Source organism: Enterobacter sp. C3_dUdeg, from assembly GCF_057536195.1.
The window spans coordinates 118799-135027 of the sequence record NZ_BAAKFX010000003.1; the positions used below are offsets into that span (position 1 = coordinate 118799).

Sequence of the window (16229 nt, forward strand, 5' to 3'; positions counted from 1 at the left end):
GATTAACGTACCTTCAGCGTTGCCAGGCCAATCAGCACCAGCATCAGCGAAATAATCCAGAAGCGCACAATCACGCGCGGCTCCGGCCAGCCTTTCAGTTCATAGTGGTGGTGAATCGGCGCCATACGGAAGATGCGCTGACCGCGCAGCTTGAAGGAACCGACCTGCAAAATCACCGACAGGGTTTCAACCACAAATACGCCGCCCATGATCACCAGCAGGAACTCCTGACGCAGCAGTACGGCGATAATGCCGAGCGCACCGCCCAAAGCCAGAGAACCGACGTCACCCATAAAGACCTGCGCCGGATAGGTGTTGAACCACAGGAAGCCCAGCCCCGCGCCGACAATCGCCGTACAGACGATCACCAGCTCACCCGCGTGGCGCAAATAAGGGATGTGCAGGTAGTTCGCAAAGTTCATGTTACCGGTCGCCCATGCCACCAGCGCAAAACCGGCGGCCACAAAGACGGTTGGCATAATGGCCAGGCCATCCAGACCGTCGGTCAGGTTAACGGCGTTGCCGGTACCGACAATCACAAAGTAGGCCAGCAGGATGTAGAACAGCCCCAGCTGTGGCATCACGTCTTTAAAGAACGGCACGACCAGCTCGGTGGCAGGCGTGTCTTTGCCTGCCAGATACAGCGCAAAGGCCACGCCCAGCGCGATCACCGACATCCAGAAATACTTCCAGCGCGCGATCAGGCCTTTGGTATCTTTGCGGACGACTTTGCGGTAATCATCCACAAAACCGATGATCCCGTAACCCACCAGTACCGTCAGAACGCACCAGACGTACGGGTTGGAGGGATAGGCCCACAGCAACACGGAAACGACGATGGCGGTCAGGATCATGATCCCGCCCATGGTCGGCGTGCCGCGCTTGCTGAAGTGCGATTCCGGACCGTCGTTACGCACAACCTGGCCGAAAGAGAGTTTTTGCAGACGGGCAATCATGCGCGGGCCCATCCACAGCGAGATGAACAGCGCAGTCAGCAGGCTGACGATGGCGCGAAACGTCAGATACGAAAAGACGTTAAAGCCTGAATAATATTTGACCAAATGTTCGGCCAGCCAAACTAACATGTCCCGTTCTCCTGTAATGCGTGCACAACCTCTTCCATGGCGGCACTACGTGAACCTTTCACTAACACAGTCACAATTTGTTTTTCTGTAATCAACGCCTTAAGGCGCGCTATCAACGCGGTTTTATCAGCAAAATGCTCGCCAACGCCGCTGGCTTGGCTAATCGCCTGGCTCAGTTTTCCTGCGCTCAGCACGCAGTCCAGCCCTGCCGCTTTCGCCGCTTCACCGACCTGGGTATGGCAGGCTTCGCTTTCGTCGCCCAGCTCTGCCATATCGCCCACCACCATGATGCGGTAGCCCGGCATTTCAGATAACACCTGCACCGCCGCCGTCATCGAGCCCACGTTCGCGTTGTAGGAGTCATCAAGCAGCAGCTTGTTTTCCGAAAGCTGAATCGGGAACAGACGCCCCGGCACGGCTTTCAGGTTCGCCAGCCCGGTTTTAATCGCTTCATGCGACGCGCCCACTGCCGTCGACAACGCCGCCGCCGCAAGCGCATTGGCGATATTATGGCGACCCGGCAGCGGCAGCAGCACATCTACGCCACCCGTTGGGGTGGTGAGGGTGAACTCCGTACCGTGCGACGTCACATGGATATTGGTCGCGGTAAAATCACTGTTGGCCGCATTCGGCGAGAAGCGCCAGGTTTTACGCGAACCAATAATGCTTTGCCAGTTCAGCCAGTCGTTGTTGTCGGCGTTCAGAATGGCGATACCGTCATCCGGCAGACCGGTGTAAATCTCACCTTTGGCTTTCGCTACGCCTTCCAGCGAGCCAAAGCCTTCCAGATGCGCCGCCGCGAGGTTATTCACCAGCGCGGCTTCCGGGCGAGTCAGGCTCACGGTCCAGGCGATTTCGCCTTGGTGGTTTGCCCCTAACTCGATCACCGCAAATTCATGTTCTTTGGTCAGGCGGAGTAATGTCATCGGCACGCCGATGTCATTATTGAGGTTGCCCGCGGTATAAAGCGTATTCCCGCACTGGCTGAGGATCGCCGCCGTCATCTCTTTCACCGACGTCTTGCCTGATGAACCGGTCAAGGCGACAACGCGCGTAGGGACCTGCTGGCGAACCCAAGCGGCCAGCTCACCGAACGCGAGACGCGTATCTTTCACCACAATTTGTGGCAGATCGATATCGAGCTTGCGGCTGACGAGCAGCGCACCGGCGCCGTTCTCTTTGGCCTGTTCCGCAAAATCATGCGCGTCAAAACGCTCGCCTTTCAGCGCCACAAACAGACAGCCTGCGGTGATTTTGCGGGTGTCCGTCGTTACGGCATCAATGGTCAGGTCTTGCCCGTGGAGGTCGCCCTGCAGAATAGCAGCGGCCTGGCTTAACGTGATGCTAATCATGCCACGACTCCCAGCAGGCGTGCTGCCGTTACGCGGTCCGAGTAGTCCAGACGGCGATTGCCAACGATCTGATAATCTTCATGGCCTTTGCCCGCCAGCAGGACAACATCATTCTCCTGCGCCTGCATGATGGTGTTGGTCACGGCTTCCGCACGCCCTTCCACCACGCGAGCGCGGCCCGCGTCCAGCATGCCCGCCAGAATGTCATTAATGATGGCGCGCGGCTCTTCGGTACGCGGGTTGTCATCGGTCACAACCGGAATATCTGCGAACTGCTCGGCAATAGCCCCCATCAGCGGGCGTTTGCCTTTATCGCGATCGCCGCCGCAGCCAAACACGCACCAGAGCTTACCGGCGCAGTGCAGGCGCGCCGCTTCCAGCGCTTTTTCCAGCGCATCCGGCGTGTGGGCATAATCAACCACAACGGTCGGTTTGCCCGGCGCGCTGAACACTTCCATACGGCCGCAAACCGGCTGCAGACGCGCTGAGGTTTTCAGCAGTTCAGCCATCGGATAACCCAGCGCCAGCAGCGTTGCCAGCGCCAGCAGCAGGTTGCTGACGTTAAACGCGCCCATCAGGCGGCTTTCAATTTCGCCTTCACCCCAAGAAGAGGCAAAGCGGATTGTCGCCCCGCTGTCGTGATAATTCACCTCAACCGCCTTCAGCCAGCGGCCGTGGCAGTTGGGATTGATATGGTCTTCCATCGACACCGCAACCGCATCCGGCAGCTTCGCCAGCCAGCGGCGGCCCACTTCGTCGTCGGCGTTGATGATGGCTTGTCCGTAATGGTGAGTAGAGAACAGCAGCCATTTCGCGGCTTCGTAATGCTCCATATCACCGTGATAATCAAGATGATCGCGGCTCAGGTTGGTAAACACGGAAGCGGCAAATTTCAGCGCCGCGACGCGGTGCTGAACCAGACCGTGCGAAGAGACTTCCATCGCAGCAAAGGTTGCCCCCTGCCCTGCCAGACCGGCAAGCACATGCTGTACGTCTACGGCCGAGCCGGTGGTGTTTTCCGTCGGGCTCACTTTGCCCAGCAGGCCGTTACCCACGGTACCCATCACCGCACCGGTTTCACCCAGCAGCTGGGCCCACTGCGCCATCAGCTGCGTGGTAGTGGTTTTACCGTTCGTACCCGTGACGCCTACCAGGCGCAGCTGGTCGGAAGGTTCGTGATAAAAACGTCCCGCCAGCGCGGAAAGACGCTCGTTTAACTGGCTGAGATAGATGACCGGCACCCCGTGCATTTCACGGATCTCACCGTCGGTTGCCTCATCTTTGGCCTCAGCAATAATGGCAGCCACACCTTGCGCAATCGCCTGCGGGATATAACGACGCCCGTCCGCCTGATGACCGACCACCGCCACAAAAAGATCGCCAGAAGCAGCCACGCGGCTGTCCAGTACCATCTCTCGCAGTGCTCGCTCCGGTGCATTTGGCACCCACGGAGCGAGAAGGTCGCGCAAATTACGATCTGCCACCTGTACCCTCGCCTTGATTAATTACAAATTCACTTTTTTCGCCCGTCGCCAGCGCATCCGGTTCGATGTTCATGGTGCGTAACACGCCGCCCATGATAGCCCCGAACACAGGCGCGGAGACGGCGCCGCCGTAGTATTTACCCGCCTGTGGATCGTTTATCACGACCACCAGCGCAAAACGCGGATTGCTTGCAGGCGCAACGCCTGCGGTATAGGCAATGTATTTGTTGATATAGCGGCCGTCCGGCCCTACTTTTTTCGCCGTGCCGGTCTTGATGGCGATGCGATAACCTTTGATTGCCGCCTTCACGCCGCCGCCGCCGGGCAGCGCCACGCTTTCCATCATATGAACAACCGTACGGACGGTTGATTCCGGGAAGATACGCTCGCCGGGAACCGGTGGATCAACTTTGGTAATCGACAGCGGACGATAAACGCCATAGCTGCCGATCGTTGCGTAGACTCGCGCTAACTGTAACGGTGTCACCATTAGCCCGTAGCCGAAAGAGAAGGTGGCCCTCTCTATGTCAGACCACCGTTGTTTTTGAGGATATAAGCCACTGCGTTCTCCGACCAACCCCAAATTGGTCGCCTTTCCAAGCCCAAAACGTGAGTAAGTCTCTACTAACGCTGAGGACGGCATCGCTAACGCCAGCTTTGAAACACCGACGTTACTCGACTTCTGTAACACCCCGGTCAGGGTCAATTCGCTGTAGCGCGCCACGTCTTTGATCTCGTGGCCGTTAATTCGGTATGGAATGGTATTCAGGACGGTGTTTTCATTGACGATACCGCGCTGAAGGGCAGTCATGACCACCATCGGCTTAACGGTCGAACCCGGTTCGAACACGTCGGTGATGGTACGGTTACGCATAATATCCTTCTGCGTACCGGTAAGATTGTTAGGGTTGTAGGACGGGCTATTGGCCATCGCCAGCACTTCACCCGTGTTGACATCGACTAACACGGCACTGCCCGATTCCGCTTTGTTGAAGGCCACGGCATTGTTCAGCTCGCGGTAAACCAGCGCCTGTAGCCGCTCATCAATACTCAGGGCCAGATTGTGCGCGGCCTGGCTGTCCGTAGAGGAAATATCCTCGATCACGCGACCATAGCGGTCCTTACGCACAATACGCTCGCCGGGCTGGCCGGTGAGCCATTTATCAAAGCTTTTTTCAACGCCTTCAATCCCCTGGCTATCAACGTTAGTAAAGCCAATGAGGTGAGCAGTCACTTCGCCGGATGGATAGTAACGACGGGATTCTTCACGCAGATGGATCCCCGGCAGCTTCAATTTTTTGATGTAGTCCGCCATGTCAGGGTTAACCTGACGCGCCAGATAGATAAACCGCCCTCGCGGGTTCGTATTTACGCGTGAAGCTAACTGGTCCAGCGGCATCTTCAGCGCATCCGCAAGGGCCTTCCAGCGGTTATCAAGCGTGATACCGCCAGCGTCGTGCAGCTCTTTAGGATCGGCCCAGATCGCCTTCACCGGCACGCTCACCGCCAGCGGACGACCCGAACGGTCGGTGATCATCCCGCGGGATGTCGACACTTCCTGGACGCGCAGGGAGCGCATGTCGCCCTGACGCACCAGCATGTCAGGGGCGATGATTTGCAGCCAGGCCACGCGTCCCAGCAGAAAACCCAGAGCGAGTAAAATGCAGCCGCAAAGCAACGCAAAACGCCAACTGACAAAGTTGGCCTGTTCTTCCTGACGTTTTGGTTTTAGCGTTTTTGCCGCTGCTTTCATGCGTCGCGTTTTCCCTTATTTTTGTACTACGATATTTTCCTGCGAAGGATCAACATGCTGCAGCTGCAGCTTTTCCGTTGCGATCCGTTCAACCCGGCTGTGATCGCCGAGCGCGTTTTCTTCAAGGATCAGATTTCGCCATTCAATATCCAGCGCATCGCGTTCCAGTACCATCTGCTCGCGTTGCGCAGTCAATAAACGTGTATGGTGGGCGGTGGTCACCACCGTAACTGCCGTGACAATGATACAAATGAACAGACAGAGTGGCAGTTTCCCAAACCGCAAAAGATCGTCGCCGATCACGCCAGGCAAGGCATGGCGCTCGTTGCTTCCTAACGAATCCTTAACTTTGCTTAGGGTCTCTGTCACTCTGCCGATCATGCGTTCGTCCTCTCTGCAACACGCAGCACTGAACTACGGGCGCGTGGATTCTCTGCCACTTCTTCTTCGCCCGGCATCAACTTGCCTAATGCTCGCAACTGACGGCCACCCAGTTTCCTGAGTTGTTCTTCCGTCATCGGCAGCCCCGCTGGCACCTGTGGACCGCGGCTTTGCTCACGCATAAAGCGTTTCACAATACGGTCTTCCAGCGAATGGAAGCTGATGATGGATAACCGCCCACCCGGGGCCAGCACGTCGAGCGAGCTTTTTAGCGCCAGCTCTATTTCCTCCAGTTCACTGTTTACCCAGATGCGAACCGCCTGGAAGGTACGGGTCGCGGGATGTTTGTGCTTATCCTTCACCGGTGTCGCCGCCGCGATCACTTCGGCCAACTCTTTGGTGCGGGTCATGGGCTCAATGCGATTGCGCTCAACGATGGCGCGCGCAATACGTTTGCCAAAGCGCTCTTCGCCAAACGTTTTGATGACCCATGCAATATCTGCTTCGTCAGCGGTCTGTAACCACTCAGCGGCAGACTGACCGCGCGTCGGGTCCATACGCATGTCCAGCGGACCATCACGCATAAAGGAGAAACCACGTTCAGCGTCATCAAGCTGGGGTGAAGAGACGCCAAGATCGAGAAGAATCCCGTCGATCTTGCCCGTCAGGCCACGCTCGGCAACATAATCCGCGAGCGCAGAGAAAGGTCCATGCACGATGGAAAAGCGTGGGTCATTGATGGTTTGTGCAACGGCAATTGCCTGCGGATCGCGATCGATTGCCAGCAGACGTCCTTCCTCTCCAAGCTGGGAGAGAATCAAACGCGAGTGACCACCGCGACCAAACGTGCCATCAATGTAGATGCCATCCGGACGAATATTCAGACCGTTTACGGCCTCGTCCAGTAACACCGTTTTGTGTTTATAATTTTCCATCATATTTATAGAGACAAGTCCTGCAGCCGTTCCGATAATGTCGCGGAATCAGACTGCTCAGCGTCGATATCTTCCTTGACCTGTTGATACCAGGTCGTTTCATCCCACAGTTCAAACTTGTTGAACTGCCCGACCAGCATCACTTCTTTGGTCAGACCGGCATGTTGCCGCAACACAGGGGCAATCAGTAACCGCCCTGCGTTATCCATCTGACATTCACTGGCATGTCCCAATAACAGCCGCTGTACGCGGCGTTCCTGCGGGTTCATGCTCGACAGTCGCGACAGCTTTTGCTCAATAATTTCCCATTCAGGCAAGGGGTAAAGCAGCAGGCAGGGGGAGTTAATGTCAATGGTGCAAACCATTTGACCCGCAGCGTTCTCAATCAGCTGGTCGCGGTATCGGGTTGGTACCGATAAACGCCCTTTGCTGTCGAGATTGACTAACGTAGCTCCACGGAACATGCCAGTCTCACCCCTCCTCACCACTTTAACCCACAAATTCCCACCTAAAGGAGTTTACGGAGCGAGGGAAAAGCTTGTCAAGCCAGGACTCTCCCTATAAGGACCCGAAAGCCCTCTATTTACAGAGATAAACAGTCCTGGTTAATAACTGCACAACTGGCGAGGCAAAATTAACGTTATGAATATTTGTAAGAAAAAAACCGAATATGCACACTAGCGTTAAAGCTCACTCAATATCATCGCAGATAAATATAAAATGTCAGTTTGCGACGCGGGCAGCATTTTATGACAGATTCTCAGGGGATAACAGCGCCAGATTCATCCAAGTGCCCGGTAAGCGCGGAGGTTGCCACGTAAGCTGAAGCAGTAAGAGGAAAAACGTCTGAATATTCATCGACCGAAGAGGGTTTGTAACAAAATAATACAAAGATAGCTGTTTAAAATCGCCCGCATGTTCTTTAAAAGGACAATTTAAAAGCCAGAATGAATTAAAAAAATAGGCGATTACGATCCCGCAAGAATTATCCTAATTTCTCTCCGGGAATTATCTGCACGAATAATCACAGCAAAATGGGGCAGATTTCTCCGCCCCGGTCATTTCATTTTTGGCGGCTTAAAATTCCGCGATGGTAGAGATTACGTTTGATACGCGTCAGACCCGGCTTCGGTTTGCGCGGCTCATCCAGGCTTGCCAGCACAATCTCAAGCACGCGTTCAGCCACATCGCGGTGACGCTGTGCTACCGCCAGCACCGGGCACTGCAGGAAGTCGAGCAGCTCATTATCCCCGAACGTGGCAATCGCCAGGTCGGAGGGCAGTTTACCTTCACGACGCAAGGTCACATCCATGACACCCTGCAACAGCGCAAATGACGTGGTGAACAGCGCCTGAGGCATCGGATGCGTTTCCAGCCATTTCTCAAACAGCTGCGCTGCGGCTTCGCGTTCGTAGCTATTGGCATAGAGGTAGTGAACCTCGCGCGGATCGTCTTTCCAGGCGGTTCTGAATCCCTGCTCACGCAGGAAGCTCACGGAAAGCTCGGGCAACGCGCCAAGATACAGCACTGTTTCAGCGGGGAACGTTCTCAGCTCTGCGGCCAGCATTTCTGCATCATCCTGATCCGCACCCACGACGCTGGTGAAATGCTCGCGATCGAGCGCGCGGTCCAGCGCAACGATTGGGAACGGGTCGTTCGCCCAGCGCTGGTAGAACGGATGCTCTGGCGGCAAGGAGGTCGACACGATGATGGCATCCACCTGGCGCTGGAGCAGATGCTCAATGCAACGCATTTCGTTGTCGGGCTGGTCTTCCGAGCAGGCAATCAGCAATTGATAGCCGCGCTGGCGCGCCTGTCGTTCAAGATAGTTGGCGATACGGGTATAGCTGGTGTTTTCCAGGTCTGGGATCACCAGACCAATAGAGCGGGTACGCCCGGCACGCAGACCGGCTGCGACAGCATTCGGATGGTAGTTATGCTCACGAACCACCGCCATAACTTTTTCAACGGTCTTGTCGCTGACACGGTACTGCTTTGCTTTACCGTTAATCACATAGCTGGCCGTTGTTCGTGACACGCCGGCTAGCCGGGCGATTTCATCCAGTTTCACAATTGCCCCTTAAAAAAAGAAAAGAGTCCATGGCCCTGTCAAGGTTATGGTTAAATCTTTTAACATCTAAACGCAGAAAAGACTTCGCGGCAACCGCTTTTATCTGCGTTGTCGGCTGATTACGCAAAAAAAAGCCCGGCTTTGGTGACCGGGCAGAAAGAGGCGAACCTTTTTGGCAACTAACGCATGATTTTCTCGCCGCGTGACAGACCTACGACACCCGATCTCGCCACCTCGACAATTTTTGCGACGTCCCGCACGGACGCGAGGAAAGCATCCAGCTTGTCGCTTGTCCCGACCAGCTGCACAGTATAAAGAGAAGGCGTGACGTCGATAATTTGTCCGCGGAAAATATCCGCATTGCGTTTGACTTCATCACGCCCGTAGCCGCTGGCCTGGATTTTCACCAGCATGACCTCACGCTCAACGTAGGCCCCCTGCCCCAGCTCGCTCACGCGCAGTACGTCGACCAGCTTATGCAGCTGTTTTTCAATTTGCTCAAGCACTTTGGCATCGCCGACGGTTTGGATCGTCATGCGCGACAGCGTCGGGTCTTCCGTTGGGGCAACGGTCAGGCTTTCAATGTTATAACCGCGCTGCGCAAAAAGGCCAATGACGCGCGACAGTGCGCCAGACTCGTTTTCCAGTAAAACAGATAATATCCGGCGCATATCAGGTTCTCTCCGTTTTGCTTAACCACATTTCATCCATACCACCACCACGAATATGCATCGGATAAACGTGCTCGGTCCCATCAACAATCACATCCATAAAGACGAGGCGGTTGTTTTTAACGTGCTCAAGCGCTTGCGCGAGCTTCGTCTCCAGCTCAGCCGGATCGGTCACCCGCATGCCTACATGGCCGTAAGCTTCAGCAAGACGAACAAAATCCGGCAGCGATTTCATGTATGACTGAGAGTGGCGGCCAGAGTAGATCATATCCTGCCACTGCTTCACCATACCGAGATACCCGTTATTCAGGTTCAGCACCAGTACCGGCAGTTCATATTGCAGCGCGGTAGACAGCTCCTGAATGTTCATCTGAATACTGCCGTCCCCCGTCACGCAGACGACGGTTTCATTCGGCAGCGCCAGCTTCACGCCCAGCGCGGCAGGCAGACCAAAGCCCATAGTTCCCAAACCACCGGAGTTGATCCAGTGTCGCGGTTTATCAAACGGGTAATACAGGGCGGCAAACATCTGATGCTGCCCCACGTCTGAGGTCACGTACGCCTCACCTTTCGTCAGTCGCCACACCGCTTCAATGACCGCCTGCGGCTTAATATTTTCACTTTGCGTGTCATATTTCAGGCACTGACGCGCGCGCCACTGTTCAATCTGCTGCCACCAGTCGCGGATCTCATCCAGCGGCTGGGTTGCACTCTCCTGGGTCAGCAGATCCAGCATTTGCTCCAGAACCTGCCGGGCATCACCTACGATCGGCACATCAGCCGACACCGTTTTTGAAATTGACGTTGGATCGATATCAATGTGCAGCACGGTAGCGTTCGGGCAATACTTCGCCAGGTTGTTGGTGGTGCGGTCGTCAAAGCGCACGCCCACGGCAAAGATCACATCGGAATGATGCATCGTCATGTTGGCTTCATAGGTACCGTGCATACCCAGCATTCCCAGCGCCTGACGATGGGTGGCAGGGAACGCCCCCAGCCCCATCAGTGACGACGCAACGGGAAGGTTAAGCTTTTCAATCAGTTCACGAAGCTGGGCTTCACAGGCAGAGTTGATCGCCCCGCCACCGACATAGACCACCGGTTTTTTGGCTGCCAGAAGCGTTTGCAACGCTCGCTTGATCTGACCTTTATGCCCCTGCGTTGTGGGATTATAAGAGCGCATGCTGACCGATTCCGGCCAGACATAAGGCAGCTTGTTTGCAGGATTGAGAATATCTTTAGGCAGATCGACCACCACCGGTCCCGGGCGTCCGCTCGCCGCCAGCCAGAAGGCTTTTTTCAGTATGCCGGGAATGTCTTCTGTTTGCTTGACCAGGAAGCTGTGCTTCACAACGGGACGCGAAATCCCAACCATGTCGCACTCCTGAAACGCATCGTAGCCAATCAGTGAGGTTGCCACCTGCCCGGAGAGGATCACCAGCGGGATAGAGTCCATATAGGCCGTCGCAATCCCGGTAATGGCGTTTGTCGCGCCGGGGCCAGACGTGACTAACACCACGCCCACTTCACCCGTCGCACGTGCCAGGCCGTCAGCCATGTGTACCGCCGCCTGCTCGTGACGTACCAGAACATGGTCAATGCCCCCAACCGTATGCAGCGCATCATAAATATCGAGAACCGCACCGCCAGGGTAGCCGAACACTTGCTTTACGCCCTGATCGATCAGCGACCGAACGACCATTTCCGCGCCAGACAACATCTCCATGCTTTGCCTCCAGGCATTTTGTTATAGACGGACTGCCGAATTCATTTCCGCACCGTCTTACGATTGGGATGAACCAATCTTATATTTTGCAGAGTGTTCTTTACCTTAACCGCTCGTTATGAGGCAGGCAATTAGCAAACCCGGGGAGATAAACGGTGCGTAAAGCAGAAAAAGCAGCCGTTCACAGAAGATATGGTTAATTCCTCTGGGAATAGAGAGTGAGGTGATAAATCATCGCTGAAAAGCGCGACAATGCAGGAAATCATCTATTTTTGCGTGCCGTAGAGCAGCCAAAAAAAAACATCACAGAACAAAATAGTAGTTATCTAAAAAAACTCAGGATAAATCACATAAACCGATGCGATTTATCCTGATGCGTTTACCGGCGACAGATGCCAACCAGCAACTCTTCCATCCACTGATGTCCTTTATCCCGGCCCGCTGCTTCATGCCAGGAAAGATAACAGGTACGGCTATTTAGCTTGAGCGGCAGAGGCAAAATTTGCAGATTTAAAGGGTCAGAAAACTCTTCTGCCAGCCAGCGCGGCGCAATTGCCACCAGCTGTGTCTGGGAAACCACGTTTAATACGCTGACCATGGCCATGCCCTGATAAGCCACGCTCGCCTGTTTATCCGCAGTGTCATACCACGGCAGGCTAAAAGAAGCATATCTGTCGAGCGCAACAACGGCGTGTTGCTCGTTATAAACATCGTTTTCTCGCAGCGGAGAATTCAGGCGCGGGTGTTTTTTACTGGCGACCAAAACCATTTCATCTTTAAACAGCGGCACGCAGGAAAATTCCGGACGACGGAACTCTTCATACCCCAGAACGAATTCGATCTCCTGATAGCGTAACTGATGTTCTGTGTTTTGATTCAGGGATGATTTAAAAACAAGATTGATATTGGGTGCGATCTCTTCAACTTTATTATAGATAATCGACGTTAAATAATTGTCTAAAGGGCTACAGACACAAAGATGGAATACGCGCTCGCTGCTTAAGGGTTCAAAGCCCGATCCCGGCAGCTCATTTTGGACCAGTTGCAACGCCTGGCGAATGGAGCCAAACAGCTGGAATGCGCGCGCCGTAGGCTGGATCCCCCTCCCGTAGCGAACAAATAATTCGTCGTTAAACATAAGCTTAAGCCTGGCAACGGCATTACTCACGGCAGGTTGTGACATCCCCAAGGTTTGGGCAGCGCGGGTGATATTCTGTTCCTGCATGACAGCATCAAACACCGTCAGAAGATTCAGATCCACCGTGCGTAACTGTGGTTTAATCCCATCAGTAGCTTGAGGTTGTTTAATATTATTTTCTGGCACTTCTGACTCCACTGTCACGCTACACCCCTTTGCCAACGTACGGTAATAATCCTGAAAAATATCATTTATCATGCAAATACGATCAGCGAAAGAGAATTATTTAAAATTCGGAATAAATAAAGACTGTATATTAACGAAAATTAATGAACAAAACTGATATGTTTGACTTTAGGATTTAAATGAAACCATAAATCAAACCAATATACAATTGCCGTCAGGTTAATGATGGCTTAAGTATTATTAAACTGTTATTACTATCAACCTACAGTTAGTTAACAACCTGTTATCTCTATTCGCTTTCCAGCATTCCGGAAAAGATTCACTGCATTTATAAGTTTATGATATCAAAACTATTTAAACACAAAGCATCCTCATAAAACATTTCACTCATTTTTAAACATTTATATTTATTGGTTTCTGCAACTCTTTTCTCAAGTCCAAAATTAGACAATTAATCGGGTCAAAAAAGCTAAAACCAGCACAATTAGCTAAAGTGAATACCCGGTTGATTCCATCTGTCGGGCCCGTTTTCATCCTCAGGGGTTGACATGAACAACCGTATCCAGTACCACTAAAAGCATATTGAATTTAACGGAGCACGATTCATGACACGCACCATTCGTTTCACCGGTCTACTACTACTAAACGCATCCACTGTGCGCGGTAGACTGGCGGGCGAAATTCAGCGTTGAATCGTCACCAGTAAGACTAGAAACCCGCGCCACTGCGCGGGTTTTTTTATGCTCGTAGCAAGGCGCCCTAAGACTGACAAGGACCTAACCCATGAGCCAGCAAGTCATTATTTTCGATACAACTTTACGTGACGGTGAACAGGCATTACAGGCAAGCCTGAGTGTAAAAGAGAAACTGCAGATCGCGCTGGCTCTCGAACGTATGGGTGTTGACGTGATGGAGGTCGGTTTCCCTGTCTCTTCCCCAGGTGATTTCGAATCCGTACAGACCATTGCGCGCACCATTAAAAACAGCCGCGTCTGTGCCCTGGCGCGCTGCGTAGAGAAAGACATCGACGTCGCCGCCGAGTCGCTGAAGGTCGCCGAAGCGTTCCGTATCCACACCTTTATTGCTACCTCGCCTATGCACATCGCAACCAAGCTGCGCAGCACGCTGGATGAGGTGATTGAGCGCGCGGTCTACATGGTTAAACGCGCACGCAACTATACCGATGACGTTGAGTTCTCCTGTGAAGATGCGGGCCGTACGCCAATCGAAGACCTGGCGCGCGTTGTAGAAGCCGCCATCAACGCAGGCGCGAAAACCATCAACATCCCGGACACCGTCGGCTACACCATGCCGTTTGAGTTCTCCAACATCATCACCGGCCTGTATGACCGCGTGCCGAATATTGATAAAGCAATTATCTCCGTCCACACCCACGATGATTTGGGTCTGGCCGTAGGCAATGCCATCGCCGCCGTCCACGCTGGCGCGCGTCAGGTAGAAGGCGCGATGAACGGTATCGGCGAACGCGCGGGCAACTGTTCGCTGGAAGAAGTGATCATGGCGATCAAAGTGCGCAAAGACATCATGGACGTGCACACCCGCATCAATCACAACGAAATCTGGCGCACCAGCCAGACCGTCAGTCAGATTTGCAACATGCCCATTCCGGCTAACAAAGCAATTGTCGGTACCGGCGCCTTCGCGCACTCCTCCGGTATTCACCAGGATGGCGTCCTGAAGAATCGTGAAAACTACGAAATCATGACCCCGGAATCCATCGGCCTGAATCAGGTGCAGTTGAACCTGACCTCCCGTTCCGGTCGCGCGGCGGTTAAACACCGTATGGAAGAGATGGGTTATAAGGACTGCGATTACAACATGGACCAGCTGTACGACGCGTTCCTGAAGCTGGCCGACAAAAAAGGCCAGGTGTTCGACTATGACCTGGAAGCGCTGGCCTTTATTAACAAGCAGCAGGAAGAGCCGGAGCACTTCCGTCTGGATTACTTCAACGTGCAGTCCGGCTCCAGCGACATCGCCACCGCCTCGGTCAAACTGGCCTGCGGCGATGAAATTAAAGCAGAGGCCGCTAACGGTAACGGCCCTGTCGATGCCATCTACCAGGCGATTAATCGCGTCACCGAGTACGACGTTGAGCTGGTGAAATATGACCTGACGGCCAAGGGCCACGGCAAAGATGCACTGGGTCAGGTCGACATAGTTGTTACCCACAATGGCCGCCGCTTCCATGGCGTGGGCCTGGCGACCGATATCGTTGAATCCTCCGCGAAAGCGATGGTACACGTGTTGAACAACATCTGGCGCGCCGCCGAAGTCGAAAAAGAGTTGCAACGCAAAGCTCAGAATAAAGAGAACAACAAGGAAACCGTGTAATGTCGAAGAATTACCATATTGCTGTGTTGCCGGGCGACGGTATTGGTCCGGAAGTGATGGCACAGGCGCTGAAAGTACTGGAAGCCGTTCGCGCGCGTTTTGCGATGAAAATCACCACCAGCCACTACGACGTGGGCGGTATTGCGATTGATAACCACGGTACGCCGCTGCCGAAAGCGACCGTGGAAGGCTGCGAAAATGCCGATGCCGTGCTGTTTGGTTCCGTCGGTGGCCCGAAATGGGAACACCTGCCGCCGGCAGAGCAGCCTGAACGCGGCGCGCTGCTGCCGCTGCGTAAACATTTCAAGCTGTTCAGCAACCTGCGTCCGGCGAAGCTGTATCAGGGTCTGGAAGAGTTCTGCCCGCTGCGCGCGGATATCGCCGCCAACGGTTTCGACATTCTGTGCGTGCGTGAACTGACCGGCGGGATCTATTTCGGTCAGCCAAAAGGACGCGAAGGCAGCGGACAACACGAGAAAGCGTTCGACACCGAGGTGTATCACCGTTTCGAAATCGAACGTATCGCCCACATCGCGTTCGAGTCGGCGCGCAAACGCCGCCATAAAGTGACCTCCATTGATAAAGCGAACGTGCTGCAGTCTTCCATTTTGTGGCGCGAGATCGTCAGCGAAGTCGCTAAGCAGTACCCGGACGTCGCGCTGTCGCACATGTACATCGACAACGCGACCATGCAGCTGATTAAAGATCCGTCCCAGTTTGACGTGCTGCTGTGCTCCAACCTGTTCGGCGATATCCTCTCTGACGAGTGCGCAATGATCACCGGCTCGATGGGCATGCTGCCCTCCGCAAGCCTGAATGAAGAAGGCTTTGGCCTGTACGAGCCTGCGGGCGGCTCCGCGCCGGATATTGCCGGCAAAAATATTGCCAACCCGATTGCGCAGATCCTCTCCCTGGCCCTGCTGCTGCGCTACAGCCTGGATGCAGGCGAGGCGGCAACCGCAATTGAAAACGCCATTAACCGGGCGTTAGAAGAAGGCGTCCGTACCGGCGATTTAGCACGCGGCACGGCGGCAGTCAGTACCGATGAAATGGGCGACATCATTGCCCGCTATGTCGCTGAAGGGGTGTAAT

The 16229-nt window shown here is 54.2% G+C and carries 14 protein-coding genes; 3 read left to right on the top strand and 11 right to left on the bottom strand.

What is annotated here, in order from left to right; genetic code table 11:
• Window positions 1-2: 2 nt before the first annotated feature.
• The 11 genes from mraY to leuO all read right to left on the bottom strand — a co-directional run bounded on the left by mraY (window position 3) and on the right by leuO (window position 12800).
• Window positions 3-1085 (bottom strand): phospho-N-acetylmuramoyl-pentapeptide-transferase, encoded by a 1083-nt coding sequence (mraY, locus tag AC27FC_RS10585; protein ID WP_008501985.1) that lies wholly within the window; start codon window positions 1083-1085, stop codon window positions 3-5.
• Entirely contained in the window at window positions 1079-2437 is a 1359-nt protein-coding gene (gene murF, locus AC27FC_RS10590) for a UDP-N-acetylmuramoyl-tripeptide--D-alanyl-D-alanine ligase (protein WP_069303666.1), read from the bottom strand. Before murF ends, mraY begins: the two co-directional genes overlap by 7 nt.
• Entirely contained in the window at window positions 2434-3921 is a 1488-nt protein-coding gene (murE, locus tag AC27FC_RS10595) for a UDP-N-acetylmuramoyl-L-alanyl-D-glutamate--2,6-diaminopimelate ligase (protein ID WP_048979011.1), read from the bottom strand. Before murE ends, murF begins: the two co-directional genes overlap by 4 nt.
• A complete protein-coding gene (locus AC27FC_RS10600) occupies window positions 3908-5674 on the bottom strand; it encodes a peptidoglycan glycosyltransferase FtsI (protein WP_033144627.1) in 1767 nt (588 codons plus the stop codon). Before AC27FC_RS10600 ends, murE begins: the two co-directional genes overlap by 14 nt.
• Before the next feature lie 15 nt (window positions 5675-5689).
• Window positions 5690-6055 (bottom strand): cell division protein FtsL, encoded by a 366-nt coding sequence (ftsL, locus tag AC27FC_RS10605; protein WP_008501989.1) that lies wholly within the window; start codon window positions 6053-6055, stop codon window positions 5690-5692.
• Window positions 6052-6993, bottom strand: coding sequence for a 16S rRNA (cytosine(1402)-N(4))-methyltransferase RsmH (gene rsmH, locus AC27FC_RS10610; protein WP_021240527.1), 942 nt, complete (start codon window positions 6991-6993; stop codon window positions 6052-6054). The genes ftsL and rsmH overlap by 4 nt, the downstream gene beginning before the upstream one ends.
• A 2-nt stretch (window positions 6994-6995) precedes the next feature.
• Window positions 6996-7454, bottom strand: coding sequence for a division/cell wall cluster transcriptional repressor MraZ (mraZ, locus tag AC27FC_RS10615; RefSeq protein ID WP_021240528.1), 459 nt, complete (start codon window positions 7452-7454; stop codon window positions 6996-6998).
• 599 nt (window positions 7455-8053) lie between these two features.
• A complete protein-coding gene (cra, locus tag AC27FC_RS10620) occupies window positions 8054-9061 on the bottom strand; it encodes a catabolite repressor/activator (protein WP_008501993.1) in 1008 nt (335 codons plus the stop codon).
• Window positions 9062-9240: 179 nt separating this feature from the next.
• Complete coding sequence (ilvN, locus tag AC27FC_RS10625) at window positions 9241-9732, bottom strand: acetolactate synthase small subunit (RefSeq protein ID WP_023310389.1); 492 nt, start codon at window positions 9730-9732, stop codon at window positions 9241-9243.
• 1 nt (window position 9733) lies between these two features.
• A complete protein-coding gene (ilvI, locus tag AC27FC_RS10630) occupies window positions 9734-11458 on the bottom strand; it encodes an acetolactate synthase 3 large subunit (RefSeq protein WP_029741224.1) in 1725 nt (574 codons plus the stop codon).
• Between the two features lie 379 nt (window positions 11459-11837).
• The gene (gene leuO / locus AC27FC_RS10635) at window positions 11838-12800 is read right to left on the bottom strand and encodes a transcriptional regulator LeuO (protein WP_045888154.1); all 963 of its coding nucleotides are present in this window, start codon (window positions 12798-12800) and stop codon (window positions 11838-11840) included.
• Window positions 12801-13387: 587 nt separating this feature from the next.
• Here leuO and leuL point away from each other — a divergent pair.
• From leuL to leuB, 3 genes are all read left to right on the top strand, one after another.
• The gene (leuL, locus tag AC27FC_RS10640) at window positions 13388-13474 is read left to right on the top strand and encodes a leu operon leader peptide (protein ID WP_071786497.1); all 87 of its coding nucleotides are present in this window, start codon (window positions 13388-13390) and stop codon (window positions 13472-13474) included.
• A 91-nt stretch (window positions 13475-13565) separates the two neighbouring features.
• A complete protein-coding gene (gene leuA, locus AC27FC_RS10645; protein ID WP_196354877.1) occupies window positions 13566-15137 on the top strand; it encodes a 2-isopropylmalate synthase in 1572 nt (523 codons plus the stop codon).
• Complete coding sequence (leuB, locus tag AC27FC_RS10650) at window positions 15137-16228, top strand: 3-isopropylmalate dehydrogenase (RefSeq protein ID WP_047060144.1); 1092 nt, start codon at window positions 15137-15139, stop codon at window positions 16226-16228. Before leuA ends, leuB begins: the two co-directional genes overlap by 1 nt.
• The last annotated feature ends 1 nt before the right edge of the window (window position 16229 follow it).

Coding starts and splice junctions, on each gene's coding strand:
- mraZ (WP_021240528.1), bottom strand. CDS start 7,454: ATGTTCCGTGGAGCTACGTTAGTCAATCTCGACAGCAAAGGGCGTTTA.
- ilvN (WP_023310389.1), bottom strand. CDS start 9,732: ATGCGCCGGATATTATCTGTTTTACTGGAAAACGAGTCTGGCGCACTG.
- mraY (WP_008501985.1), bottom strand. CDS start 1,085: ATGTTAGTTTGGCTGGCCGAACATTTGGTCAAATATTATTCAGGCTTT.
- murF (WP_069303666.1), bottom strand. CDS start 2,437: ATGATTAGCATCACGTTAAGCCAGGCCGCTGCTATTCTGCAGGGCGAC.
- leuB (WP_047060144.1), top strand. CDS start 15,137: ATGTCGAAGAATTACCATATTGCTGTGTTGCCGGGCGACGGTATTGGT.
- leuA (WP_196354877.1), top strand. CDS start 13,566: ATGAGCCAGCAAGTCATTATTTTCGATACAACTTTACGTGACGGTGAA.
- AC27FC_RS10600 (WP_033144627.1), bottom strand. CDS start 5,674: ATGAAAGCAGCGGCAAAAACGCTAAAACCAAAACGTCAGGAAGAACAG.
- ilvI (WP_029741224.1), bottom strand. CDS start 11,458: ATGGAGATGTTGTCTGGCGCGGAAATGGTCGTTCGGTCGCTGATCGAT.
- rsmH (WP_021240527.1), bottom strand. CDS start 6,993: ATGATGGAAAATTATAAACACAAAACGGTGTTACTGGACGAGGCCGTA.
- leuL (WP_071786497.1), top strand. CDS start 13,388: ATGACACGCACCATTCGTTTCACCGGTCTACTACTACTAAACGCATCC.
- ftsL (WP_008501989.1), bottom strand. CDS start 6,055: ATGATCGGCAGAGTGACAGAGACCCTAAGCAAAGTTAAGGATTCGTTA.